The organism is Pseudoalteromonas luteoviolacea (assembly GCF_001696455.1).
Classification (GTDB): domain Bacteria; phylum Pseudomonadota; class Gammaproteobacteria; order Enterobacterales; family Alteromonadaceae; genus Pseudoalteromonas; species Pseudoalteromonas luteoviolacea_C.
Genome location: NZ_MAUJ01000018.1, coordinates 31,184 through 56,635, shown reverse-complemented (window position 1 = coordinate 56,635; position 25,452 = coordinate 31,184). Strand labels below are relative to the sequence as shown.

26 protein-coding genes are annotated in these 25,452 nt (G+C 42.2%); 15 read left to right on the top strand and 11 right to left on the bottom strand.

Annotation, left to right across the window (positions count from 1 at the left end; genetic code table 11):
* Positions 1 to 431 (bottom strand): sigma-E factor regulatory protein RseB domain-containing protein (locus A7985_RS27050; RefSeq protein WP_441844804.1); only part of this gene is annotated, 431 nt, incomplete at its 3' end.
* Positions 432 to 513: 82 nt separating this feature from the next.
* On the opposite strand from A7985_RS27050, the gene ftsY reads away from it, so the two are divergent.
* From ftsY to A7985_RS24455, 7 genes are all read left to right on the top strand, one after another.
* Complete coding sequence (gene ftsY, locus A7985_RS26130; RefSeq protein ID WP_256096851.1) at positions 514 to 1,395, top strand: signal recognition particle-docking protein FtsY; 882 nt, start codon at positions 514 to 516, stop codon at positions 1,393 to 1,395.
* A gap of 77 nt (positions 1,396 to 1,472) precedes the next feature.
* Entirely contained in the window at positions 1,473 to 2,177 is a 705-nt protein-coding gene (gene ftsE, locus A7985_RS24480) for a cell division ATP-binding protein FtsE (protein WP_065793021.1), read from the top strand.
* On the top strand, positions 2,174 to 3,160 hold the full coding sequence (gene ftsX, locus A7985_RS24475) for a permease-like cell division protein FtsX (RefSeq protein WP_065793020.1): 987 nt from the start codon (positions 2,174 to 2,176) through the stop codon (positions 3,158 to 3,160). The genes ftsE and ftsX overlap by 4 nt, the downstream gene beginning before the upstream one ends.
* A gap of 218 nt (positions 3,161 to 3,378) precedes the next feature.
* A complete protein-coding gene (gene rpoH / locus A7985_RS24470) occupies positions 3,379 to 4,242 on the top strand; it encodes an RNA polymerase sigma factor RpoH (protein WP_065793019.1) in 864 nt (287 codons plus the stop codon).
* Positions 4,243 to 4,373: 131 nt separating this feature from the next.
* Positions 4,374 to 5,078: a 1-acylglycerol-3-phosphate O-acyltransferase gene (locus A7985_RS24465; RefSeq protein WP_065793018.1), complete on the top strand. Its 705-nt coding sequence runs from the start codon at positions 4,374 to 4,376 to the stop codon at positions 5,076 to 5,078.
* A gap of 4 nt (positions 5,079 to 5,082) precedes the next feature.
* Positions 5,083 to 5,418, top strand: coding sequence for a ribonuclease E inhibitor RraB (gene rraB / locus A7985_RS24460; RefSeq protein WP_065793017.1), 336 nt, complete (start codon positions 5,083 to 5,085; stop codon positions 5,416 to 5,418).
* Positions 5,419 to 5,569: 151 nt separating this feature from the next.
* The gene (locus A7985_RS24455) at positions 5,570 to 6,820 is read left to right on the top strand and encodes an HD-GYP domain-containing protein (protein ID WP_065793016.1); all 1,251 of its coding nucleotides are present in this window, start codon (positions 5,570 to 5,572) and stop codon (positions 6,818 to 6,820) included.
* Here A7985_RS24455 and A7985_RS24450 read toward each other — a convergent pair.
* Positions 6,780 to 7,103, bottom strand: a complete 324-nt coding sequence (locus A7985_RS24450) for a hypothetical protein (protein WP_065793015.1) — start codon at positions 7,101 to 7,103, stop codon at positions 6,780 to 6,782. The two genes, A7985_RS24455 and A7985_RS24450, sit on opposite strands and share 41 nt — an antisense overlap.
* Before the next feature lie 254 nt (positions 7,104 to 7,357).
* On the opposite strand from A7985_RS24450, the gene A7985_RS24445 reads away from it, so the two are divergent.
* Positions 7,358 to 8,623: an outer membrane protein transport protein gene (locus A7985_RS24445; protein ID WP_065793014.1), complete on the top strand. Its 1,266-nt coding sequence runs from the start codon at positions 7,358 to 7,360 to the stop codon at positions 8,621 to 8,623.
* Between the two features lie 65 nt (positions 8,624 to 8,688).
* Here the strand turns inward: A7985_RS24445 and mutS are convergent, their stop codons facing one another.
* Positions 8,689 to 11,268, bottom strand: a complete 2,580-nt coding sequence (mutS, locus tag A7985_RS24440; protein WP_065793013.1) for a DNA mismatch repair protein MutS — start codon at positions 11,266 to 11,268, stop codon at positions 8,689 to 8,691.
* A gap of 22 nt (positions 11,269 to 11,290) precedes the next feature.
* On the opposite strand from mutS, the gene A7985_RS24435 reads away from it, so the two are divergent.
* The 6 genes from A7985_RS24435 to A7985_RS24410 all read left to right on the top strand — a co-directional run bounded on the left by A7985_RS24435 (position 11,291) and on the right by A7985_RS24410 (position 17,177).
* Positions 11,291 to 11,782, top strand: coding sequence for a CinA family protein (locus A7985_RS24435; protein WP_065793012.1), 492 nt, complete (start codon positions 11,291 to 11,293; stop codon positions 11,780 to 11,782).
* A gap of 65 nt (positions 11,783 to 11,847) precedes the next feature.
* Positions 11,848 to 12,897 carry a recombinase RecA gene (gene recA / locus A7985_RS24430; protein WP_065793011.1) on the top strand — a complete coding sequence of 350 codons (1,050 nt, stop codon included), beginning with the start codon at positions 11,848 to 11,850 and terminating at the stop codon, positions 12,895 to 12,897.
* Positions 12,898 to 13,213: 316 nt separating this feature from the next.
* Positions 13,214 to 13,678, top strand: coding sequence for a tRNA (cytidine(34)-2'-O)-methyltransferase (locus A7985_RS24425; RefSeq protein WP_065793010.1), 465 nt, complete (start codon positions 13,214 to 13,216; stop codon positions 13,676 to 13,678).
* A gap of 379 nt (positions 13,679 to 14,057) precedes the next feature.
* Positions 14,058 to 14,531, top strand: a complete 474-nt coding sequence (locus tag A7985_RS24420; RefSeq protein WP_065793009.1) for a hypothetical protein — start codon at positions 14,058 to 14,060, stop codon at positions 14,529 to 14,531.
* A gap of 62 nt (positions 14,532 to 14,593) precedes the next feature.
* Complete coding sequence (locus A7985_RS24415) at positions 14,594 to 15,958, top strand: hypothetical protein (RefSeq protein WP_065793008.1); 1,365 nt, start codon at positions 14,594 to 14,596, stop codon at positions 15,956 to 15,958.
* Between the two features lie 322 nt (positions 15,959 to 16,280).
* Positions 16,281 to 17,177 (top strand): cation diffusion facilitator family transporter, encoded by an 897-nt coding sequence (locus tag A7985_RS24410; RefSeq protein WP_256096849.1) that lies wholly within the window; start codon positions 16,281 to 16,283, stop codon positions 17,175 to 17,177.
* On the opposite strand, the gene A7985_RS24405 is transcribed toward A7985_RS24410, so the two are convergent.
* Genes A7985_RS24405 through A7985_RS24395 form a run of 3 tightly spaced genes read right to left on the bottom strand, consistent with a single transcriptional unit; the run spans position 17,132 to position 20,145 of the window.
* The gene (locus A7985_RS24405; protein WP_065793007.1) at positions 17,132 to 18,088 is read right to left on the bottom strand and encodes an alpha/beta fold hydrolase; all 957 of its coding nucleotides are present in this window, start codon (positions 18,086 to 18,088) and stop codon (positions 17,132 to 17,134) included. The two genes, A7985_RS24410 and A7985_RS24405, sit on opposite strands and share 46 nt — an antisense overlap.
* Positions 18,072 to 19,457, bottom strand: a complete 1,386-nt coding sequence (locus A7985_RS24400) for an ATP-binding protein (RefSeq protein WP_065793006.1) — start codon at positions 19,455 to 19,457, stop codon at positions 18,072 to 18,074. Before A7985_RS24400 ends, A7985_RS24405 begins: the two co-directional genes overlap by 17 nt.
* A 1-nt stretch (position 19,458) precedes the next feature.
* On the bottom strand, positions 19,459 to 20,145 hold the full coding sequence (locus A7985_RS24395; RefSeq protein ID WP_065793005.1) for a response regulator: 687 nt from the start codon (positions 20,143 to 20,145) through the stop codon (positions 19,459 to 19,461).
* Between the two features lie 338 nt (positions 20,146 to 20,483).
* Here A7985_RS24395 and A7985_RS24390 point away from each other — a divergent pair, with 338 nt between their 5' ends.
* Entirely contained in the window at positions 20,484 to 20,969 is a 486-nt protein-coding gene (locus A7985_RS24390; RefSeq protein WP_065793004.1) for a Spy/CpxP family protein refolding chaperone, read from the top strand.
* A gap of 86 nt (positions 20,970 to 21,055) precedes the next feature.
* Here A7985_RS24390 and A7985_RS24385 read toward each other — a convergent pair whose 3' ends face one another.
* The 5 genes from A7985_RS24385 to A7985_RS24370 form a co-directional block, all read right to left on the bottom strand.
* The gene (locus tag A7985_RS24385) at positions 21,056 to 22,129 is read right to left on the bottom strand and encodes a PAS domain-containing protein (protein WP_065793003.1); all 1,074 of its coding nucleotides are present in this window, start codon (positions 22,127 to 22,129) and stop codon (positions 21,056 to 21,058) included.
* A 276-nt stretch (positions 22,130 to 22,405) separates the two neighbouring features.
* Positions 22,406 to 23,683, bottom strand: a complete 1,278-nt coding sequence (locus tag A7985_RS24380) for an alpha/beta hydrolase (protein WP_065793002.1) — start codon at positions 23,681 to 23,683, stop codon at positions 22,406 to 22,408.
* A 232-nt stretch (positions 23,684 to 23,915) separates the two neighbouring features.
* Positions 23,916 to 24,569 (bottom strand): hypothetical protein, encoded by a 654-nt coding sequence (locus tag A7985_RS24375; protein ID WP_065793001.1) that lies wholly within the window; start codon positions 24,567 to 24,569, stop codon positions 23,916 to 23,918.
* Between the two features lie 35 nt (positions 24,570 to 24,604).
* Entirely contained in the window at positions 24,605 to 24,742 is a 138-nt protein-coding gene (locus A7985_RS26680; protein WP_176716805.1) for a hypothetical protein, read from the bottom strand.
* A 28-nt stretch (positions 24,743 to 24,770) separates the two neighbouring features.
* Positions 24,771 to 25,007, bottom strand: a complete 237-nt coding sequence (locus A7985_RS24370; RefSeq protein WP_063373003.1) for a helix-turn-helix transcriptional regulator — start codon at positions 25,005 to 25,007, stop codon at positions 24,771 to 24,773.
* Between the last annotated feature and the right edge of the window lie 445 nt (positions 25,008 to 25,452).

Genomic DNA, 25,452 nt, shown 5'->3' with positions numbered 1-25,452 from the left:
ACTCTCACTACTTCAAGCCCAGCGCCATTCAATAACGTTAAAATTTCTAGATCAGTTTGCTCCACTTGGCCATGGATCCATCTATAAGGTTCCATACCCTTTCCTTTAACGACAACAAAAGAACAAGCGGAACGTGAAGAAGCGGCGCGTTTAGCGAAAGAACAAGCGGAACGTGAAGAAGCAGCGCGTTTAGCGAAAGAACAAGCAGAACGTGAAGAAGCAGCGCGTTTAGCGAAAGAACAAGCAGAACGTGAAGAAGCAGCGCGTTTAGCGAAAGAGCAAGCAGAACGTGAAGAAGCGGAGCGTCTAGCCAAAGAACAGGCAGAACGTGAAGAAGCAGCGCGTCTAGCCAAAGAACAGGCAGAGCGTGAAGAAGCAGAGCGTTTAGCCAAAGAACAGGCAGAGCGTGAAGAAGCGGAGCGTCTAGCCAAAGAGCAGGAAGCGCAAGAACAACCAAAGAAAAAAGGCTTTTTTGCCCGTCTTAAGCAGGGCCTATTAAAAACAAAAGAGAATATAGGCTCAGGTTTTGCCTCGATTTTTAAAGGCAAAAAGATTGATGACGATTTGTTCGAAGAGTTAGAAACACAATTGTTAACGGCTGATTTGGGTGTCGATACGACCATGAAGCTAATTGATAATCTAACTGATGCTGCCGATCGTAAACAGCTTAAAGATGGTGATGCGCTGTACGAGCTGATGAAAAGTGAAATGGCGGACATCTTGAAAGATGCTGAGCAGCCACTAGAAATAAATACCGGTAAAAAGCCTTATGTGATTTTGATGGTTGGTGTTAATGGTGTTGGTAAAACAACGACCATTGGTAAAATGGCGAAACAGTTCCAAGCGCAAGGTAAGTCGGTGATGTTAGCCGCAGGTGATACCTTCCGAGCAGCGGCTGTTGAACAGCTTCAAGTTTGGGGGGAGCGCAATGAAATCCCTGTTGTAGCGCAGCACACTGGTGCTGATAGTGCTTCTGTCGTTTTTGATGCTTTTCAAGCTGCTCAAGCAAGAAATGTAGATGTGCTCATTGCAGATACGGCTGGTCGACTTCAGAATAAAGACAATCTAATGCAAGAGCTAGAAAAAATAGCGCGAGTAATGAAAAAGCTTGATCCTGATGCGCCACATGAAGTCATGCTGACGATTGATGCAGGTACTGGTCAAAATGCCATTAGCCAAGTTAAGTTATTCGACCAAGCAGTCGGCTTAACGGGGATCACTTTAACGAAACTAGATGGCACAGCGAAAGGTGGCGTTATCTTTGCTGTGGCGGATCAATTCAAGATCCCGATTCGTTATATTGGTGTAGGTGAAGGAATTGACGATTTAAGAACATTTAAGAGCCAAGACTTTATCGAAGCGCTATTTAGCCAAGAAGACGAACAGAAAAATTAATAACATTTTAAAAGCGCCTTTTGCAATAAGGCGCTTTTTTAGTTTGGAATTGGATACAGGTATGTTTCGGGTTAGGTATGATTAAATTTGATCAGGTGAGCAAGACTTATCCAGGAGGCCATAGAGCCCTTGAAAAGGTAAGTTTTGAACTCGGTAAAGGCGAATTGGCATTTTTAACTGGACATAGTGGTGCTGGCAAAAGCACTCTATTGAAGTTAATTAGTTTGATGGAGAGACCATCAGCAGGCAAAGTATCCATCAACAATGTTGATCTTGGTAGCATTTCAAACCGTCAAGTCCCTTTTGTTCGCCGCGACATCGGTATCATATTTCAAAACCATCGTTTGCTTGAGCGCTACAATGTTTTTGATAATGTCGCACTTCCTCTTGTAATAGAGGGCACTCATCGAAAGCATATTACAAAACGCGTCCACGCAGCGCTGGATAAAGTCGGCTTGTTAGGCAAAGTGAAATGCCAACCAAGTACGTTGTCTGGTGGTGAACAACAGCGTGTAGGTATTGCCCGCGCGATAGTTAATTCGCCACCTTTGCTATTGGCTGATGAACCTACGGGTAACTTAGATCCTGAGTTATCAATGGAGGTTCTTACCTTGTTCGAAGACTTTAATCGCCATGGCACATCTGTTCTGATTGCGACGCATGATTTAGGCCTGATAGCGCGAATGAAGTATAGAAGTCTCACGCTAGAGCATGGCCGAATGTTGCAAGATCCTTTGGCTATAGACCCGTTAAAAGAAGGTTTTGTAGGAGGGCAACTATGAGTTTGTTGTTCAAAGGGCGGGGAAATCAAGTAAACAGCCAAGAAAAGTCTATCTTTCTACAGGTTTATTTTTTTGTTGTGACGTTGTTTCGCCATGGTGTGCATAGCCTCGGGGAAATGTGGCGCACCCCAATGGCGTCGGTGATGACGATATTAGTGTTGGGGTTGAGCCTAACGCTACCAACAACACTTTATGTCGTTGTTAAAAATGTACAAAAAGTGAGTAGCGGCTTTCAAGAGGCTGCCGAAATTTCACTTTTTGTGAAAGAAGATATAAGCGAGCAAGAAACACAAACTTTAGTGACGCGCTTGGGTTTATATCCAGAGGTGGAGTCTGTGAGCTTTATTTCACAGACACAAGCTTTAGATGAATTTAAGAATATCTCTGGTTTTGGACAGGCTTTGGATTATTTAGAGGAAAACCCATTGCCCAGTGTTGTACTCGTGACGCCCACAAAACGTCATCGTGGCGCTGATAGTGCACAGGTTTTGCTTGAGAAGCTTGAAAGTGAGCGTGAAGTAGAGTTTGGTAAGTTAGATATTGAATGGCTTGAAAGGTTGAATGCGCTGTTGGGGTTATTAAAGGAAAGTGTTTTTACCGTTGGCGTGCTATTGCTTAGTGCGGTGGTTTTGATAATTGGCAATACAATTAGATTGTCGATTATGGATAAAAAAGAAGAAATCCAAGTTCTGAAGCTCGTGGGGGCAACGAATACCTTCATTCATACCCCTTTTTTGTGGACGGGCATTTGGTATGGCATCGTTGGTGGCCTAGTTGCTTTTATTTGCGTCACGCTAATGTTGTGGTGGCTTGAGTCTGCTGTCTCTTTGGTTGTCGGCGTCTACCAAAGTAGTTTCATTTTAGAAGGTTTGGATTTATCCGAACTGATGTCTTTGTTGCTTTTAGCTATTTCACTTGGCTTTGTCGGGTCATATTTATCTGTACGAAAATATATTCGAGAGATAGAGCCGGAGAAAGTTTAACCTGAAAAATCTAGCAGGTTTTGACAATTAAAGCCTGCTCCCCATTCACTCTCCATTAAATGTGTGTATATTATTATATATAAATCAATCAGTTATTTATTTCTTATAACAGGATAATAAAAAGCTTGATTTTTGGTCTGAAAAAGTAGTAGATTGCAGTTAGCACTCTAAAGGTTAGAGTGCTAAAATTAATTAAAGATTTATCACTGAGGTGAAAAATGAGTAAAGACATATATGCAATGGCATTAACAGCTGGACAACAAAGCGCGAGTATTGAAGGGTATTTGCAGGCTGTTAGTACGATCCCAATGCTAGACGCGGAAAAAGAGCATAAGCTTGCGACACGTCTTCATGAAAATGGCGATCTAGATGCTGCAAAGCAACTTATTATGTCCCACCTCAGATTTGTAGCGCATATTGCTAAAAGTTATTCAGGATATGGATTACCACAAGCTGACCTAATCCAAGAAGGCAACATCGGCTTAATGAAAGCGGTAAAGCGTTTTAACCCTACAGTAGGCGTAAGACTGGTATCTTTTGCTGTACACTGGATTAAAGCTGAAATTCACGAATATGTTTTGAAAAACTGGCGTATTGTCAAAGTTGCGACCACTAAAGCTCAGCGTAAATTATTCTTTAACCTACGTAAAAACAAAAAGCGCTTAGGTTGGTTCAATCAAGAAGAAGTCACTACGGTAGCGACGGAATTAGGTGTTAGCGAAAAAGAAGTTCGCGAAATGGAATCTCGTATGAGTGGCCAAGACATGGGCTTTGACCTAGGTGCTGATGAAGAAGACAACAGTACCAGTGGCAGCTTTTCACCGGTTCAATACCTAACGGACACAAACAGTGATGTAGCAGAAGTCATTGAAGAAGAACAATGGCAAGAGCAATCACAGAATCGCCTGCTGGCTGCAATGAAAACACTCGATGAGCGTTCTCAAGATATCGTTGCAGCAAGATGGTTAGCTGAAGACAAAGCTACTCTGCAAGACTTAGCGGATAAATACAGCGTATCTGCAGAGCGTGTTCGTCAATTAGAAAAGTCAGCAATGAAAAAGTTGCAAGCTGCAATGAGCTAATTTTCAAAACGAATTAAAAATAAATACCGCTCCATTATGGGGCGGTATTTTTTTGTGTCATAAAAAATTGAGCTTACAAGTGTACGCTTATTTGATTATAATGCTCAGCTCAAGATATAGGAGCTCTGAATTTGTTAGCTTTATTGCGTATCGTGGCCATGGCCATATTTATTATTTTTAGTTGTATTTTTGGATTGGCGCTTTGTATTGTCAGGCCGTTTCATCGTAACAATGTACATGTGATTGCCTCTTGGTTTGGCTCAATGGCCAGAGTCATTGGTGTCGAGTTGGTCATTGAACGGGCTCCTGGTGTCAAAGATGTTGGACCGGCACTGTACGTTGCGAACCACCAAAATAACTACGACTTGTTTACACTGCCAGCAGTGGTTCCCCAAAATACTGTGAGCATGGGTAAAAAAAGCCTCAAGTGGATCCCATTTTTTGGTCAACTATATTGGCTGTCAGGCAATATCTTAATTGATAGAGCAAACCGTTCGAAAGCGGTTGGTACTTTGGACAAGGCTGTACAAAAAATAAAACAAAAAGGGCTCTCTCTTTGGATGTTCCCAGAAGGGACGCGTAGCTATGGTCGTGGACTCTTACCATTCAAGACGGGTGCCTTTCACGCAGCCAAAAGTGCACAAGTACCGATCATTCCGGTGTGCATGAGCTCAACACAAGATAAAATAAAGCTAAACCGTTGGGATAATGGCAAGGTATATATTTCGATGTTGGCACCGATGGAGTTATCAGAGGATTGCTCTGCAAGAGAGCATGCGAATAACATTCATGCTAAAATGGCCGACAGAATCGCACAATTAGATAAAGGTGAATAAGCTGATGGAAAATTGGCAAGAGATCAGTGAAGACATAGTTGAATCATTATTAGAGGACGGCTCAAACCCTGAAAAATTATATGAAGTGGAGCATCATTTCGTATGTGAGGATTTTGACAAGTTAGAAGAAGCCGCATTGGCTGCCTTTAAGTTAGGCTATGATGTCGAAGAGCCTGCTGAATTAGAGCTAGAAGATGGCGGTAAGATTTGGGGTTTTGATATTGTCGTTGAAGCCGAACTTAATGCTGAAGTAATTATGGAAGATGTGACTAAGTTGGTGGCGATTGCGACACAAACCGGCGTTGAATATGATGGTTGGGGTACCTACTTCCAAGATTAATTACAAAGCATTCTCATTGCGGTAGAGAGAAATGGACTTTCCTCTCTACAAACCTAATCCTTTCTTCCTGTATTTTTATCAAGTAGTAGACAATTTAGTCGTAACTATGCATATTATTGCAGTTTGAGTAAAAAAACTTCTCCTAGGAACTATGCACGCGACAATCCCCATTAATGAACTTGTGCCAGGTATGTTTGTGGACAGTGTCCACAAGTTGAAATCTGATGCAGATGTAAAGCTTAAGTCACGAGGGATGGTGCGTAATTCTGCGATAATTGCAAAACTTGAGGCCGATGGTGTTCTTGAATTAAATATTGATATCAAGCAGAGCCAAGTCCCTGTACCGGCACATTACCTGCCCAATTCTGAAGCCCATTTACCGACAACGAAAAATCAAGCGACTACCGAACATAGCAAAGGTGATGACAATGAAATGCCTTTGTTACAGTCTCATAGCAGTATTCCAACTGCTGAAGTATTCGCTGCTGCCTTAAGCCAATTTGAAGTACAGAACAAAAAACTTCAAATACTGTATGGCAATCTACTTGGAGGAGAGGCGCTTCAGCTGCACTTGGTCAATGATATCAGCCAAGAGATTATTGCGTCTGTGACTCAAAATAGCAACGTGATGGCAATATTAACGCGTTTAAAAGATAAGCGCGGCTTTAACTGGCGCCACATGATCAACTGCACTATTTTGATGACTATTTTTACAAAGTATTTAGGATTAAAGCCACATGTCGTGTCTCAAATGGCTATGGCGGCAATGCTTCATGATATTGGTAAAAGCAAGGTGCCGCAAAGTATATTAGAAAAAGCAACGCCACTTACTGAGAATGAAAAACGGCACTGGCAAAAACATGTGGCGCATTCAGTCGCGATGGTAAAGGACGAAAAAGGTATCACACCGCTCATTGTTGATATGATAGTGAATCATCATGAGCGAATAGATGGCAGTGGCTTTCCTCGAGGCTTGAAAGCTGAAAAATTGAGTAAAGCAGCCAGAGTGATGGCGATTGTGGATGAATATGCTACGTTAACCACAGGCCAAGCCAAAGTCGCGGCGTTAGAGCCAGTCCATGCTTTACGGGTTTTACTATCGAATAAAGACAAATTTGATGAGGTACTCGTACATCAGTTCATTAAATGTATCGGGGTACACCCGGTTGGCACCATTGTGAAGTTAACGAATGATCGCCTTGGATTAGTCATGGCTGGCAACAAGGAAAACCCTAAAGCACCGATGGTAAGGGTGTTTTACAATGCGAAACACATGCACCATGTTACGCTGAAAGATGTTGACCTAAATGACAGCGATGATATTAAAATCATTGCGAATGTTAAGCCGCTTGATTATCAGATCAATTTATCCCGTCTGTTACAAGAGAATCTGCTTGTTTAGCTTGCTTACACCTTTTTAGCCTCTGTACTTTTGCGGACAATAACGCACCAGCAAGGCAGCTGGACATCAACACAATCCATAATAATGTGCCTTTTTCACTATGCAGTGCAATACAGCAGCAGGCAAGTGCAATAAGCGCAGCAATGATTGCACCGAGCCAATAATGATTTACAGGGTTGTCACACTGTCCTGCTCGTTGGCAAGCGCAGTAATTTGCTTTACACAAGCAGTAAACACTGATTCCAGAAAATAGCAGCGCTGCCAATATTAACAACACTATCATAGTCATCTCCCTCCAATTAATGGCGAACAGTATAAGTGAAACTCTGCAATGGTTCAATGATATTGAGAATTAGTCTCATTTATATTTGTGGGGCTGGGTGGTTAGTTACTGGTCTGTCTTGTTATTAAAAGTAATCAAATGCTTTTATTTTACTCGATTGGGTTGTTAAAAGTTCTAAAGTTGAAGATTTTTAACGCTTATTTATGTAGTGTGTCGCGCTATACAGCTACGTATTTTTGATTTAAGGGTTATTAATGAACAAGGTGATGGCCGCGCTACTGGGCGCAGGCGTGTTGATGGCATCAACACAAAGTTTGGCTGCCGCGTTTCAATTAGCAGAGCAAAATGTCTCTGGTTTAGGGCGTGCTTACGCAGGAGAAGCCAGTGTGGCAGATGATGCATCGGTGGTTTCTAGAAACCCTGCATTGATGAGCAAACTTGATGGCACGCAGTTGAGTATTGCGGCTATGTACGTAAAGCCAGATGTGAGCCTGCAAGGCACCAGTACGAATAACGGAGTACCAGCTTCGGCATTAGATAACAGTAGCATTGCGCCAAGTGCCGTTGTGCCGAGTGCCTTCATCACGACAACAGTGAGTGACAAATGGTCTATTGGTGCAGGCATGTACTCTCAGTTTGGTCTTGCAACAGAATTTGATGATAATTATGTTGCAGGTCAGATTGCCGGTGAAACCGAGATAGTGACAATCAACACTGGGGTGGCTGCATCATACCAAGTGGATGAGCAGTGGAGTTTGGCTTTTGGTTTAAACCATGTATACGCCGATGCGAAAATCATTCGAAACTTAGGCGCAAATAACCTCAGGGTGCCAAGTGACACGGAGGTAGTCAACTTAGAGGGGGATGATTCAGGCTTTGGTTGGAATATCGGTGTGGTATACAACATTGATGCTGATAACCGATTTGGGTTTCATTACCGCAGCGAAACGGATATCACCTTTGAGGGCACGTTTAGCAATCAATTACCAGCGGCAGCGCCATTTAATGGCACGGCGGGCAAGCAACTACCTGGCAGCGTAGCTATTACTTTGCCAGCAATTGCCGAGGTGTCTGGTTCGCATAAACTGGATACAAAATCGACTTTGCACTACAGCATTTTGTGGACTGGCTGGAATAGTTTCCAGACGTTGTCTGCCCAGGTTGATAATGTCGGTACAGTCTTTAGCAAAGATGAAAATTTCAGCAATTCACTGCGCTATTCAGTGGGGGCCGATTATCAGTGGAGTGAGACGTTGAAGTTACGTGCAGGTTTTGCATATGATGAATCGCCCGCTGATGAGCAGCATATGTCGATATCTATCCCTGATACAGATCGGACTTGGTATGCGTTTGGTGCTGAATATCAATTAAGTAAAGTGGCCAGTATTGATGTTGGTGTCAGTATTATTCGGGGTAAAACCCAGCGCTTTATCGAAAAAGATAACGCAGGCAGCGAGTGGGGCTTCAAGTCAAAAGGTCATGCATCGGTATTTGGTTTACAGTACAACCATACCTTGTAATAAACACGATGTAACCACTACTCGTTAAAGTAAAAAGGCTGCAAATATGCAGCCTTTTTACTTTTTTAGAGTTTGTCTTTTAATTGATAAAGTAGTGCGTGGGCTTGTTTCGGTGTTAACTCATCTGGGTCTATTGTGTCTAACAATATTTCGACCTCTGAAGGTTCACTATTTAAAATAAGACTCTGTTGCTGAGGTGCTTGTGCTGCTGTATTCTCAACAACACTCTGATGTTGTTCCAATAGGGTGAGTTTTTGTTTTGCAAGTTTAATCACTGCTTTTGGGACACCTGCAAGACCCGCGACTTGTAACCCAAAGCTCTTACTTGCTGCACCATCAAGCACGGTGTGTTTGAATGCAATTGTATCGTTGTGCTCTACCGCATCTAAGTGCACGTTAACCAGCCCTGACTGCTGCTCAGCTAGCTCTGTTAATTCAAAATAATGTGTTGCGAACAGCGTCTTAGCAGAGATCTTGTTGGCTAAGTAATCCGCTGTTGCATAGGCCAGTGACAGTCCATCATAAGTACTCGTACCGCGGCCAATTTCATCCATCAGTACTAAAGATTGCTCAGTGGCATTATTCAAAATAGTGGCTGTTTCGGTCATTTCCACCATGAAAGTGGAACGTCCAGAAGCTAAATCATCGCTTGCCCCAATACGTGTGAATATTCTGTCGATTTGACCAATTTGAGCACTGCTCGCTGGGACAAAACTACCAATATGTGCCATTAGCACAATGAGTGCTGTTTGGCGCATGTAGGTTGATTTACCCCCCATATTCGGGCCTGTGATTAGCAACATCTTACGCCCACTATTTAGGTGTACAGGGTTGGCAATGAATGGCTCACTGCTAACGTGTTCGACAACCGGGTGGCGACCCGCCTCAATATGAATTTCGTCTCCCGAGGTTAATTCTGGTTTACAGTAGTCGAGAGTCTGTGCGCGTTCAGCCAAGGTATTGAGCACGTCTAAATCAGCAAGTGCACTTGCCATAATCTGGAGCTGCTCGATATACGGAGCGATTAACTCGAATAGCTGCGCATAGAGTTGTTTTTCTAGCGCCAACGCTTTTGATTGGCTACCTAGCACCTTGTCTTCGTGTTCTTTCAACTCTGGAATGATATAGCGTTCATTATTTTTGAGTGTTTGGCGGCGAATATACTCCGGTGGCGCTAAGTGAGAGTTGGCCTTACTGATCTCTATGTAGAAACCATGTACTTTGTTGTAGCCAAGCTTTAAGGTGCTGATCCCCGTTCTTTCGCGTTCACGCTCCTCCAATTGTTCGAGTACATCTGTTGCGCCTTCACTGAGTGCGCGCCATTCGTCAAGCTCGCTTGAATAGCCTTTGGCGATAACGCCACCATCTCTTATCAAAACTGGTGGATTATCAATAATCGCGCGTTCGAGCAATTCCTGAAGGTGTGGCAACTCTGGCGATTGCGCCTTAATCTGTTGGATGCGTGCGTCGTCACTTTCACTCAGCAAATGATGAAGCGGGGGCAACGCCTGCAGTGCGCTGCGCAAACGCGTGAGATCTCGAGGTCTTGCATTACACAGGGCCAATCTAGCGACGACACGTTCGATATCTCCAATTTGACGCAGAGCATCATGAACATCCATCCCCAGCTGTCGATCTAGAATGCTTGAAATTGCATTGAGGCGCGCATTGAGCTCTTGTCTGTCTCTAACGGGTGTATGGATACGGCGCTTTAAAAGACGTGAACCCATGGGGGTGGCTGTTTTATCTAATACTTGAGCAAGCGTATTATCTATTGAACCGGATAAGTTCATTGTTAACTCAAGATTTTTACGTGTCGCGGCATCTAAGATCACTGCGTGCTCATTTTTTTCAAGCGTAATGGCGCGAATATGTGGAAGTGCGGTGCGCTGAGTATCTTTTACATATTGCATTACGCAGCCAGCTGCAACTAACCCAGCATTGGCGCTTTCAACCCCAAAGCCGATAAGATCTTTGGTTGCAAATTGTTGGCAAAGTAGATGTTTAGCCGTATCCAAATCAAACTCCCAATCTGGGCGTCTACGGCTCCCTTTTATTTGCTCTAATACAATCAGGTTTTGAAATGACTCAGGGTAAAGCAATTCGGCTGGTTGTAACCTTTGTAGTGTCGATGTGAGTGCTTCATCTGTCGCCAACTCAACAATATTGAAACGCCCTGAGTTTATATCCAGATAGGCAACACCATATTTTGTTTTATCTTGCCAAACGGCTGCTAACAGGTTGTCTTGACGCTCTTGCAATAGCGCTTCATCAGTGACCGTACCGGGAGTTACAATGCGCACAACTTTGCGTTCAACCGGTCCTTTACTTGTTGCTGGGTCGCCAACTTGCTCACAAATGGCAACAGACTCGCCCATTTGTACTAAGCGAGCTAGATAATTTTCGACCGCATGATAAGGCACACCAGCCATGGGAATGGGATTGCCGCCCGCTTTTCCACGGTGAGTTTGCGATATGTCCAGTAGCTGTGCTGCGCGGATGGCGTCATCAAAAAATAATTCATAGAAGTCACCCATACGGTAGAATAGCAGGATCTCCTGATGTTGGGCCTTGATCCTAAGATACTGCTGCATCATAGGTGTTTGTTGCTTTATAGTATGTTCAGAATAAAGATCTAATGACATGCTTCTACCTAAGGTTTTTTGTATGGAAATACACACTAAGATCGCCGCACTGGCGGCACAATTGGGCGCTATTCTAACGAATAAAAGCTTCACGATCACTACCGCTGAGTCGTGTACTGGGGGAGGAATTAGTTATGCGCTGACTGATACCCCCGGAAGCTCAGCTTATATTGACCAATGTTATGTCACTTATAGCAACGCAGCTAAGCAGGCATTATTAAACGTGCAAGCACAAACATTGAGAGAATTTGGCGCAGTCAGTGAACAGACTGTGATTGAAATGGCCAACGGCGCGCGAGTACAGGCTCAAGCAGACATTGCTGTTTCAGTCTCTGGGATTGCTGGCCCGTCAGGTGGCACGGATTTAAAACCTGTCGGTACTGTATGGTTTGCCGTTGATATACAGCAACAAACCCATACTTTTAAACAGGTGTTTCCCGGAGCGCGTGCAGAAGTTAGATTGCAAGCTATTGAATTTATTTTGGAAAAAATAATTTCTTTAATAAAACAGTAAAAGGCTCTTGATACTGTAATTCTATACAGTATACTTGTCGGCAACACGCTAGATTGGAGAAACAGATGAACGATAACAAACAAAAAGCATTAGATGCTGCATTGTCGCAAATTGAGCGTCAATTCGGTAAAGGATCAATCATGAAGTTAGGCGATAGCCAAGCTTTAGACATCGAGTCAGTATCTACCGGTTCTCTAGGATTGGATATTGCTTTGGGTATCGGTGGTCTGCCAACAGGTCGTATTGTAGAAATTTATGGTCCTGAATCATCAGGTAAAACGACGCTGACGTTGCAAACTATTGCACAAGCGCAAAAAATGGGTAAAACGTGTGCATTCGTTGATGCGGAACACGCACTTGATCCTGTATATGCTGAAAAATTAGGTGTAAATGTAGACGATTTACTCGTTTCACAGCCTGATACTGGTGAGCAAGCGCTAGAGATTTGTGACATGTTAGTACGCTCAGGTGCGGTTGATGTAGTTGTAGTTGACTCAGTAGCTGCCCTTACGCCAAAAGCGGAAATTGAAGGTGATATGGGTGACTCTCATGTTGGTCTTCAAGCGCGTTTGATGTCACAAGCGTTACGTAAACTGACTGGTAATATTAAGCGCTCAAACACGCTGTGTATCTTCATTAACCAAATTCGTATGAAGATTGGTGTGATGTTTGGTAACCCTGAAACAACCACTGGTGGTAACGCGCTTAAGTTCTATGCATCAGTTCGTTTAGACATTCGTCGTATCGGTTCAGTAAAAGAAGGTGACGAAGTTGTCGGTAACGAAACCCGAGTTAAAGTGGTTAAAAACAAAGTCGCACCACCGTTTAAGCAAGCTGAATTTATTATCATGTATGGTGAAGGTTCTTCTAAACAGGGTGAACTTATTGACCTGGGTGTGAAACACAAATTGGTTGATAAAGCAGGTGCTTGGTTTAGCTACAATGGCAACAAGATTGGCCAAGGTAAAGCTAACTCAATTAAATTCTTGAAAGAAAATGTGGCTATTGCTGACGAGATTGAAGGCAAGCTACGTGAAATGTTACTTCTTCAAGCAACGATTAAAGATGAAGAAGGCGAAGATAAAGGTTTAGCTGACTTAGAAGATCAGCTGTAAACCTCCAGTTCTAGCGAATCTTCAATATTAAGAAAAGCCGCTCAACACTAGAGTGGCTTTTTTGTGCCTGCCACAAAACATATCGCGCTATAAGTAATTGTAATAGTTATAGATAAATGGAAGTCAGTGCATGGCGGTATGTCAGGCTCAGTCATGTCACCTTACTCGCTCATAGCATGACAAGTCACAGAGTTAAAAGTATGTCTATATCTGGCTATCGAGAAATTTTCTGTAAAATGTGGCATATCTGTGTAAAATTAAGGCGCTTAAGACCATATCTTTTCACATAGAACAACCTATAGAAGTTAACATTATAATGTTTCATATCGCACTACATGAACCGCGTTTACCACAAAATACGGGTAACTTAATCAGGCTAGTTAGTAATAATGGCTGCCACTTACATTTAATCGAGCCTTTAGGTTTTGACCTAGATGAGAAGAAGTTGCGCAGGGCGTCACTAGATTATCGTGACATGGCAAAAGTAACGGTTCATCCCGACTATGAGTCATTTTTGAAGGCGATGGGAGATAGACGTATTTTTGCGTTGACGACAAAAGGGAGTCGGCCGCATCATGAGCCAGAATATCAGGAAGGAGATGTCTTGTTGTTTGGCTCTGAAACCTCAGGGTTACCGGATGAAATTCGCAATTCATTTCCCGCAGAGCAGCGGATCCGCATTCCAATGTTACCCGATGCACGCAGTATGAATCTGTCTAATGCGGTTGCTATTGTCAGCTATGAAGCTTGGCGTCAAGTCGGCTTTGTGGGCGGCAAATAACGCTTTTCACTGTCACCTTGTGTCAGTGTTAAAGTATAATCTGTAGCGAGAGATCACAAAAATATGTAGGTCGTGTCAAACAGACAGGCCTACATGACCCGAATTTCCCCCCTTATTATCGACTTCACGCTTTTTTAGCTACAGGCTCGATTTTCATTTAACACGCTAGACGCCCTGAATATACACCCAATATCAAATAAGGCTGATTTTTCTATTTAAACTTTGACAGTTTTACATATTCATAACGAGTATGATCTAGGTCAATGAATACGCGGATCTATAAAGGTTTGTATAATTGACAGTACAATTTATTTAGCTTAGTTTGTCACTGTAGTAGAAACTACAAAAAACCAATAGACAGTTAAATAAAGGAGTTGTTATGAAAAAAATGTCTATCGCTGCTCTACTTTTATCTTCACTCGCAGTAAGTGGTCAAGCACTTGCAACTGATTACACAATTACAAAGCAGAAGCAACCAAGTCGAATGTTGGTGCTTAGTTCTGCTGGTGGACTTTCTAGCGAGTTGTTCTCTGTACTGAATATGGATTTAAGAGATATTCCATATAGAGATAAAACAGGTACTATCACAGGTGTTAGCTATGTGTCAGCAAGCTTCACTGATTCAGCAACAGAAACTGCCGAGCTATGTTTTTATCGCGCCTATAGTTCTAATCCACTGATGTGTGAAGAGATTGTACCTAACTCTTCAGGCATGGTCACTGCTTTCAATGGTCAATGGTTCAGAGCGGGTATTCAAGCGTCTATAGTTCACAGAGTTGAAGCGACAGGTAGCTTCCATTACCTAGAAGCAAATAGGGAAGAGAGTGTGACTTTCCACTATACTGCTAACTAGTCAGTTGTTGCCCCTTTCATCGTGTTGGGGGCAATTTATCACGCTTAGAAGAGATAGATAATATGGATATATCAAGCACTAAGTGGAGTTCGAGTACAGGTGTAACGACAAAAAACTCTCAGCAAACGCAATCTACATTCAATAAATACAAATCAAGCACGTCAAATGTTTCTTTTTCCTCGTTAGCACTGAAGTTAAAAGATGCCCAACGCTCGATAGATAGCGCCTTAGTTCATCAAAAAACGCTGGCTTGGGGCGGGAGCAATGATGCGAAAAGTGCTCCGCTCAATAAACAGCAAGTGGCAGCGGCAAGGTGGGAATTCGAACAATTATCCAAAGCTCAACTTGAGACCATCGCACTCGATCCCAGTGGCACATTTTCTGATGTTGAAAAAACCGCCGCGTATGAACAATGGCATGTATTAGATCAAATGGCGTTGTCTAACATGCAGCGAAGCAGCTTAAAGCATGGAAATCCGAATGATGCTGTAGAGTCCTTTGAAAAGGCATTACACGCTCATACTCAATCTTTTTCGACTCTGAGCAAAGGGATGATCTCTGATCACTATGCCGCGAATGCGCAATCACAGTTTAAAGCCGCTATCACTGAGTCGGGCAAAGCATCAAATACTGTTACCAGCCAATCTGAACATTATTATGCTGTCATGGTGAAAGACATTTTTGCAGGTAACGAACCTGATGTACTGAGTGGCGTTGATGGCATGTCTTTTTCTAACGTTTCTAAAAGCCCATTTGAGTTTTTAACTCAAGAGGATCGAACCTTACTGGCTGGTATGTACGAGTATGCTGATCAAAATGATATCGATTTTGAATATATTAAGAGACTAGCGAGCGACCTCGGTGATTATCGAAAGCACAATGATGGCAAGTTAGTGAGCAATTTCAACAATGGTCATTTTGATGAGCATGGGCATCAACTTAATGTCAGTTTTACTGCTAAAGATCAGGCAACAATAGATAGCTTAATCAGTAGTAATGCACTCTCTTCCTCAAAGTTAGATCAAGGTTTTGTATCGTTTATCACGGAGCCGGGCTTGGGGGCACTTTCACATGTGGGTAGCTATGAGTTTTTACAACATATGGTAGAGGTATCTGCTGGTGTGGAAACCAGTATTTCGGCAGATAAATTTGAAGTATTTAAGGGTTTTTCAGGAAAAGAAGAGCGATATGTGATGAGTGCATCTGAGGACGTATTCGTTCAGTCTGAACCTGATGTAGTATGTAAAAATGGTCATTGCGAAGTAACAGAAAAGGGGCGTCAAAACGGCGTTACTCTAGCGAAAGATAAAGAAACTCTCAGCCCTGCACTAGATTTAAAAACAGAGTCAATAGAATCCTTAATACAACAACTCAAAAACACCGAAACACAAGAAAGTATTTGGTACCAATGGCTCGTTGATGATTGAGCCGAGCGTTCAATAAAATGAGAACAGTTATTTGAACCTAAAAGTTAAGAAGAGAATTACTGTAATACCCGCCAATAAAAATTTCTATGACTTTGACTGAAAAGATAATGTCTCGGTTAAGTTACAGTCCATAGAGTCATTCTAGCTGTTGATTATTGGGCGCCCTATATCACGCTTTGGTGCCCCGAAAGTAGGAGCGCATCGAGTGCAATAAGTTTTGACGTTACACATTAAGGTGGAAAAAATACGCTTTTACAGTCCATTATTTCTATTTTAGAGTATGATGAGAGAAATCGGCGTGGGGCCAAAAAGGGGAGGGACTGTGACGCGTAGTTATGATTATCTGGTTCGTTTTTCGAGCATTTTTACCATCGTAATGGCTGGCATTATGATAGTCGCGAAAGCATCGGCATGGTTATCATCTGGCAGTGCTGCAATGCTTGGCTCGCTTACGGACTCTATGTTGGACGTGACGGCATCCCTCATGAGCTTTTTTGTTTTGAGTTATGCATTGCGTCCGGCAGATGATGATCATCGATTTGGTCACGGTAAAGCCGAAGCTTTGGCTGGCTTGGGCCAAGCCGCATTTATTTCTGGCTCTGCATGTTTTTTGGCGTTTCATGGTGTTGAAAGGTTATTTAACCCTGTTGTGATTAATCACAGCATGATGGGCGTTTGGGTGAGTTTATTTGCGATTTTTTGCACGTTGCTGGTGGTATTGGTTCAGCATCAAGTTGTGAAGCGGACACAGTCTCTGGCAATAAAAGCAGATTCAATGCACTACAAAGGCGACATCTTACTGAATATCGCAGTATTGATTGCCTTACTGTTAAGCCACTATGGAATCATGTGGGCGGATTCTGTCTTTGCAATAGGTGTTGCTGGCTACTTGCTGTACAACTGCTGGGATATCGCCAGAGAAAGCGCCGACCATCTAATGGATAAGGAATTACCTGAAGAAGAAAAAGCACAGATTGTTGAGATTGCCACTTCTCATGAAGCGGTCTTTGGCGTGCATAATCTTCGAACACGCCAAAGTGGCAAGGTTAAATTTGTGCAATTACACTTGGAATTAGATGACGACATGCCACTGATGCGAGCCCATCAAGTCGCCGATGAGGTGGTCTCACAAATACAGGCAAAAAGCGAGGGGGAAATTGATGTTTTAGTGCATCAAGACCCAGTTTCGTTAAGTGTGACAGACTCTGCAAACGCATAAAACTGGCTTAATACCGCGTTACGGATCGGGTCAGATTCACACAAAAGCTCATGCTTTCCTTGATATGTTTTCAAGGCACAGTGCGGTTGTCGCTGTGCAAATTCATGGTGTGTGCTGGCTTTGACAATCGTATCTTGGTTTGCACTGGCAATACTGAGCGGGTGTTTAATGATTTCTTTACTCAGCTTTTTTGTCAGCGATAGTGCTGCATTGAGCCAGCCGAAACTCACTCCCCCTAATTGCAGCTGAAGGTGCTTTTCATAGAGCTGACGAAATAAGTCATATCGATATTCACAATGTGTGAGTTCATTTTCAGTAAAAGGCTTTGCTTGGTAGTCTTGTTGACCAATCGCATAATGTTTATCTCGACCTAAAAGGCAAGCGAGTTTAGCAAGGTTGTGTGCAATCCAAAATGGGTAGGGTGAGGTATTAATTCCGAGCATTGGCGCACACAAGAATGCGCCTTTTGCTTTGGATTCCGGGTACTGTGAAAGGTAATCACAGACGATGGCCCCGCCCATAGAGTGAGCCATAAATATCCAGTTTTGGGTTGTAGGCACCACAAGCTGTTCGACAACCAAGTTTAAAACCTTTGCAAATTGACAAAAGCTATGGATATGACCTACTTGCGGGTTGTCCACTAATCGTGAGGACATTCCTTGCCCCGGGTGATCGTAAGTAATCACACCGATGTTATTTTGTGCGAGCTCCCACAGCAGCTCTTGATATTTATGCGCGGACTCTATACGTCCGTTGACAAGTACAACCGTATAGCGAGGGTTTTTAGGTATATGATACGCATAGAAGATATCCCCAAGAGACGAGTTGAGAACGCCTTTGTTACAGTGTTGCCAATGTTGCTCAATACACGCTAAATTGTGAGGTAGTTCGGTACTATTGCTGTAAATCATTCTGCTGCGTTAAAGGGATGCTCAAGGTCACATCCAGTCCTTGATTGTTCTTGAAGTGAATATGGCCATGATGCACTTTTATCGCATGCTGCGCAATTGCTAGACCAAGACCAAATCCGCCCTTTTGGTCAATGTGAGGCGTTCTAGATTGCGATGCGCGATAAAAGGGGATACATAGCTTATCGAGCATTTCGTCACTAACCCCATCACCATCATCCGCCACTTGTAAAATAAACTTTTCATCCACAACGTTGCATTGAATGGTAACTTTAGTGGTCGCATATTTTAGCGCGTTACGGATGATATTTTCGATTGCGCGATTGAGCAAAACAGCATCACCAACTAAAGATATTTCTGGTAGCTCACTGCAATACAGCTGCTTGTTTAACTGCTGGGATTCAAATTGAGCATCGCTGATAATGGGCTCTAAGAGCTCAGCGATACAAATCGGTTGTAGTTCAACGCAGCTGCTTCCGGACTCCAATCGAGACAGTTGCAAAATATCGCTTAACATATGATCTAGTAGGTGGGATTCTTTCTCGATTCTTTGCATATAACTATCTAAGTCACCAGACACTTTTCCGGCGGCAATACCTGTGGCCATTTGCAATCTCGTTAACGGAGAGCGCAATTCATGGGAAATGTCAGCAAGTAACCGTTTTTGGCTCAAAACCTGTGTTTCGAGTTGTGAAGCCATGATATCAAAGTCTTTGCCTAGCTGCCCGAGTTCATCACGACGTTTATTATCAACTTGGGCTCTAGCACTTAATTCCCCCTGTGCCAGTTTCGCAGCGGCTTGTTGAAGTTGTTTGATGGGCTTCAACAGACCCATAGCAAACCAATAGCTGAGGACTAAGCTCGCAAACAATAGAATCGTCAGCTTCATCCATCGAGGCATCAACTTAACCTTAAGAAATAAATCGCCTTCTCGATTATCTAATATCATAAAAAGCTGATAGTTATTCTGCTTTACATGCATGCTCACAGGGCCATAGGCGCGGTATTTCTCGGTGTTAATCACTTTAGGCTCTTCACCGACGGCAAAGTTGAGTAAGGTTAGGTCAAACTGGTTTAATTCAGGCGTGCTGATCAAGCTTTTATCGGGGTCACTGTGTTTAAGGTATAGCTTAGTGCGTTTGCCGTGACGCCTGTGGGTTAAGACTTCTTCCAGGGACTTATCAGGCATACGCTCGATATGTCTATTCAAAGACTTTTTCATATGAAACAAGTTTTTCAGCATGGGTGGAGAGATGTCTTTTGATGCCAATACATCGGGCTGTAAAAAGCTGACACTGACCATAATGGCAAGGGTGCTAATTACCGTAAGCCAAAACCAAAGAAAGACTTTGATTGCTAAAAATCTTTTCATATTAAGCCGTTAAAAATATATATCCTGACCCGCGCAAGGTTTTAATAAACGTGTGGTCGCTGTATTGGGCCAATTTTTTTCTTACGTTGCTAACATGCATGTCTACAGAGCGGTCATATGGCACTAAAGGACGCCCCAATACTTGTTGGCAAAGTGACTGTTTACTAACAACTTCTCCCGCTGATTTCATAAGGTGATAGAGTACTTCGTACTCGGTTCCTGTGAGTGTCAGGGGCGTGCCATTCAAAACGACACTTCTTGAGGCAATATCAAGAGAAAGGCCCTGAAATGTTAAGTTCTGATCTTTAGCTGTTTGTGTTAGGTGCGCAATACGACGTGTTATTGCTTTTATCCGAGCTAGCAGTTCTCTGTGGTTAAACGGTTTTGGAATGTAATCATCAGCCCCAAGCTCCAAACCGAAAATTCGGTCAAAATCGTCCCCTTTTGCAGTGAGCATGATGACTGGCGTCATTTTTTCTACTCGCAGTGCTTTGAGTACCTCAAACCCGTCTTTTTTAGGGAGCATGACATCTAACAGTATGACGGCAAATTCATTTTCCAATGCCTCGGCTAGACCCACTTCACCATCATGTCTGCAGGTTACAGAAAATTGTTCACTGTCTAAATATTCGCTCAAAAGCTCACATAGAGACTGATCATCGTCGATGATCAAAACTGAGTTACTCATAACGTCACATATTCGAGTTTAGATGACTTTATTGTACCTAACTATAGAGCCCCAAAGCTGGAATTTACACTTCTTTACGTACTTTTTCTGATATTCGATTAATCTCAGAATGCGCAGCTAACCGACTATGCAGCTTCAATAATTTTTGCACATTTTTGATAAACACTATATCCAAAGATGTTTTGTAATCACTGTTGACAAAACTTTACTCTGACTTGACGTTGCTTTGCTTTGAGCTTGCTAAATTAAATCATGTCACGAGTACAGACTGTGTTAGGTATGACGAAGTTGCTGAGCACCGCTGTCGAACGTCAATATAATCAACCGGAGAAACCATTATGAAAAAATTAGCCAGCCTGTTACTAGCCAGTTGTGTCAGTGTGGGTATGATCCCATCAGCTGCATTTGCAGATGACGGCAGCAATCATGTACATAAAGCGAAGCGTCATCATATGAAGCCATTAGCACACATCGAAAAAAGGCTACTTTCAAAAAAGGCTGTGCGTCATTTGGGGTTGTCGGATGCACAGCAAACCGAGCTAAAGTCAGTCTTTGAAACGTATAAGTCGCGTTTAGCCGCCTTAAAAGAAACTCAACCTCAAAATAAGCCTCACAAAGCCTTTAAAGAGGTCATCGAAGCTGAATCTTTTGATAAGGCGCAAGCGCAGTTACTGCTTGAAGAATATGCCCCTAAGAAGCAGGCATTTATGCTTACCATGTTGGAAGCAAGACATGCAATTCATCACATATTAACGCCCGAACAGCGTGAAAAAATCGCTAAAAGGAAAGATAAATTTTTAGCTAAGCTGCACCACAGAAATTAATAGCAGCAATTGAGAGTGTGTTTAGTTTGGGTCGCTCAGTAGCATAGTTTTGGACTATGTTTTCACTGAGCGAGCACCTCAAACGGCTATCGGAGAAACAAAAGCAGTTGATTACCTGCTGCGATGGTGTTGTTCTCACCTTCAAATATATTATCTGTGTGTTTACTTATGACTGCGCCATCTAACCATTCATACACTTCTTTATTAAATGTTAGCAGCGTATCGACGGGAAAGTCATGATTTTCATCGAGTATCATCAAGACATTGGCAACTTCGTCAATAATGAGGGCGCCATCATTGAACTCTACACAAAAATACAAGTTATTTGCGACTTCTTTAAAGCCGTTAGCTATATTTTCCAAGCGCTCTTTACTTTGCCCTTGAGATTGCAGTAGACCAAGCTCAACATCGACCTCTTGAATTGATTCAACAAGTGCAGAAATATCCTCTTCATCAATTGGGTTCTCGGTCCAAAAGTCATTTGCACTGAGTGTGCCTTTGTCCATTTTATTGCCGAGTGCGCCCAGTTCATCGGGAGAGAAGTCAAAAAATGCATCTTCAAACAAATCCGCGTTTTCTTCGTTTCTTAATCCACCAGCGTAGATTTTCTCATTACTTTTCAGAGATTCGACCACTTCTTGGTTTTCAGCGCTTTTGTTCTTTTTGGTGGTGGATAGATAAAACTCTTTAAAGTTTTCATTTGATTTTTTGACTTTCTCAGCCAACCGTTTGAAGTTGCTCAAGTCTTTTTGCATTGAAATATAATGCGTAACTTCGCCTTGTTCATTCTTAATTTCAGAGATATTCCATTCTACCGGGTACATACTGCCGTCTTTTCTATAGTTAATCGAAGCGCCGTAAAAAAAGCCTTTTTCTTTGAGTGCGGGTGTGAGTTTTTCAATTACCCGCTTATTGCTTTTTGGTCCTTGCAGTATTTTGGGGGATGTACCGACAAGCTCTGCTAGCTCATATCCCGTATGGCGGCAAAAGACTGGATTGGCATACACAATGCGGTAGCCTGCCTTTTCATCGGCATCCGTTATCACGATTGCATGGTGGGAATGGATCAGAATTTGCTGCAACAGCGTTAATGGAGAACACTCATTGAGCATCTGGCTGAAAAATAACATTTCTTCCATGTCTTTTGCTTGATTTGGCATAAACAGAACCCTAGTTGGCTGTTGGCAATCGAGTTATAAGTATTGTCTGATTTAATTAAATTTCCAGCATTGCAGAAGAGATATAAAAGTTTATAAATGCCCCTCTAACATGAGGGGCGTACAGTTTTTTAGCAGTAAGTGAGTTTGGAGAGTGTGCCGCAAAACTCGGGGGCTGAGTGACAAGGGCCATATAACACCGATATTGCGCCACCATTTATATTGGGTGTTACTCGCTGATCAAGAGGTTTTTTTGAGCTGAGATTTTTGAGTTTGGTTTTATTGATTTTCATTGTTTTCTCCTGTTTTTGTCTGTAGTTGGATTTGTTCAAAATTGGATAGTGTTTCAAGGTACTCACTACGGCTTCCGAGGCCTTTTAAATACAAATCTATAAATTCAATGCTTGCGGTGTTTACAAGCTCAGTGACAACATAGGGGTCGATTGTGCCGAGGAACTCACGGTTTCGATCATTTGGAAAGACATAGGGATAATCTGAAAAATCCCAATGCAATGCCTCTTTGATTTTCATCATATAGGTGTCAGCTTTCTGTTGGTTAAAGACGACGGTATAATCGGCACTCAGCGGCGTATCCGAGTGCATCATCAAATAGGGCTTTGAGTGAGGGACGGTGGGTGATAAATTAAAGTGTAGGCCATCTAAATTGATAGCAGCCTTGCATTGGAATACTTGTTCACAAAATGCAGCGACGGTTGGCCCGCCAAAAGACAGACCAATAGCGGCTATTTGAGTTAAATCGAGATTGCCCTTAAAGGTCCTAAGATGTTCTCCTAAATAATTAATGCCCCAATACTGACCATATTGAAGACGAACAAGTTGGTCATAAGCAAAATGCATATCTTGTACCCAAGTACTCAAAGCAATACGGTCACCTTCAGCCCATGCCATTAACTGATACACACGGGCAACTTCACTTTCATTTAGAGGGCGGCCAGCCAATTGGTATAGTTCCGCAACTAATTCATCAAAATTAACGTCAGCTTGATCGCTAATATAAAAATCATCTTTGCGTGCTTCGTGATCGTAGGTAGCACTTTGTCTATGGCTTTGAGTAACAAATCCGGCGTGATGCGGGTGTCCAACGCTCGCGACAATATAACCGCGTTTGGCAAGTTCAATCATCAATATTTCTTTGTCTTCAACCGTAGATTGATAGCCGTGGGAGTACATGACGATAGGGTATGGAGTCTCAGAGTACGCCAAGGGGGCATTTTTATAAGTTTTGAATGGTAAGGTTTTTAAGTAAGAATGGAATTGGTAATCGTGTTCAGATGGGGTTGCAGTTGAATAGGGGAATTCCTCGGTATGGAAATGCAGATAGCTGTCGTTTGAATCGCTTGTTTGTGTTATCGGATACCATATTTTAATCAGTAGGTCTCGATAGTCATCATACCTTGGTGTCAACGTTTCTATTCGGCTATAGTCGGTCGCAGTAATATATGTGACGCCGACAGAGTATTGTTGAGCGTGTATTAAATTACTATGTAGTAAAAGTATAAATCCAATTATACCGCCCACATATGCAGAGTGCTTCATATCAATTTTCCTTTATTGTTGTATCCAGTTTTATCTTTGTAAAAATTGAAAATTAAATGCAAGCAGGTTTTTCGTGTACACCTGTACAGCTTTTATAACATGCTGTTTTTGTGTGGATTATTGAACATGAAAGTTTGTCATTATGTAATTGGCACAAATTTATGGCGATGTTTAACGGTTGTAAAATCGCCATAAACTATTTTTGCGGGCAAGTTGTATCTACCTAGTCAGATCACGAACTTTGCTGAGAGGGCGCATTGAAAGGCAATTTAAAGCTAGACTGCTTACGAACAGATGGTTTGATAATTGAGAGCACCGCGATCATTTCTAGGCCCAAAATAAAAGATTTAATGAGCTCGTAGTTATAATAAATCCCAGTCCAATTTTGGAAGTAAGTAGAGAGTGTTCCGGTAACACCTAAATACCTTAAATTTCTTAAAAAATTCTCTATTAACGCGAGACTATCAGCCAACATGAATAAGCCAAAGATGCTCAGTAAGGCAATATCTGCATTTGTCATACATATCATTTGCTTAGCATCATCATAATGCCTTTTTACCCACCTAGAAATCGCCGGTCTTAACCCAATCGCAAAAAAGAGTATTAAGTCTAAAATAAAATGAATGGTGAAAGCGCGGGCATTGTGCCAGACTCCCGGGGCATCAGGTTCAACGGGAAATAAATTAAAGTTAAAAATGATAATAGATACAATATGTTGTGACGCAAGCAGGGCGCAAATATGTGCGATGTTGATATTGCTGCGAAACCAGATACCAATAAAGGCAATGACACTAACATAGAGAATTTCTGCCTTTACAGCATCTAACACATGTGTAGCTAGGTACATGATCAAAGTGGCAGCGAATAAGATTGCGATGACTTTCATTCGTAGTGCTATAAACTCGATTAATCAGTGGGCTGTCAGTGGCGCAGTAAGCGGTATTGTTTATTATTTTGCTTAAGGAAAAGCAATATGAGCGCCTTTATTACGTCAAAAAGCGCTACGCCTTTATTAATGTGGTTATCTGAGCTTTCATTACGCTGTTTAGCGTGCTGCATACTAAATCCTATCTTCGCAAGCTGTCCTTTAGGAGCTTTGTTGACCTCGGATTTTTGCAATTAAATCGGTTAAGTCAATGGAGCAATAGGCACAAATCGCAAAAAACTGATTAAGCTTAGGCTGCCCAACATCACGCTCCCAATTTTCGTATGTTTTACGACATACACCTAAATGTTTCGCCATGATTGCAGTTGTGACACCTTTTTTCTTGCGTAGCGCTCTAAGGTCATCCCCTGTGATATATCTTGCAAAAAAATCCACCATATTCCCCTTACCTTAATACCGAATCCGTTACAAATTTACAACATTTTAAAGATGAAGCTTTGTATTGAGGCTATGAATTAAAGGTGACGATGTGTTTTGCAAAGATATTACACACTATCATTAACTTTATATAGCATGGGCTTGATGGCCAATAAGCTGCCTCAACGACAAATAATTACAATCTTATTAGTCTTATATATCGAAGCTAATTTCGTATACAGATTGTAATTTTCAAGGATTTTTATCACATAAAATTAATACTGTCTATTGTTCATTCAACTATATGAAATGTTTCATAGGTGAGTTGAGCGGGGGGAGGATTGTTATCTAAAAAGGAGAAAGTGTAATTAATTACGCATTAATTTAGGTTTGAAATGATGGGTTAAAAATTGATTTATTCATTTTTATGATGCGATTTAAAATGAATTCCATATAACTATCACTA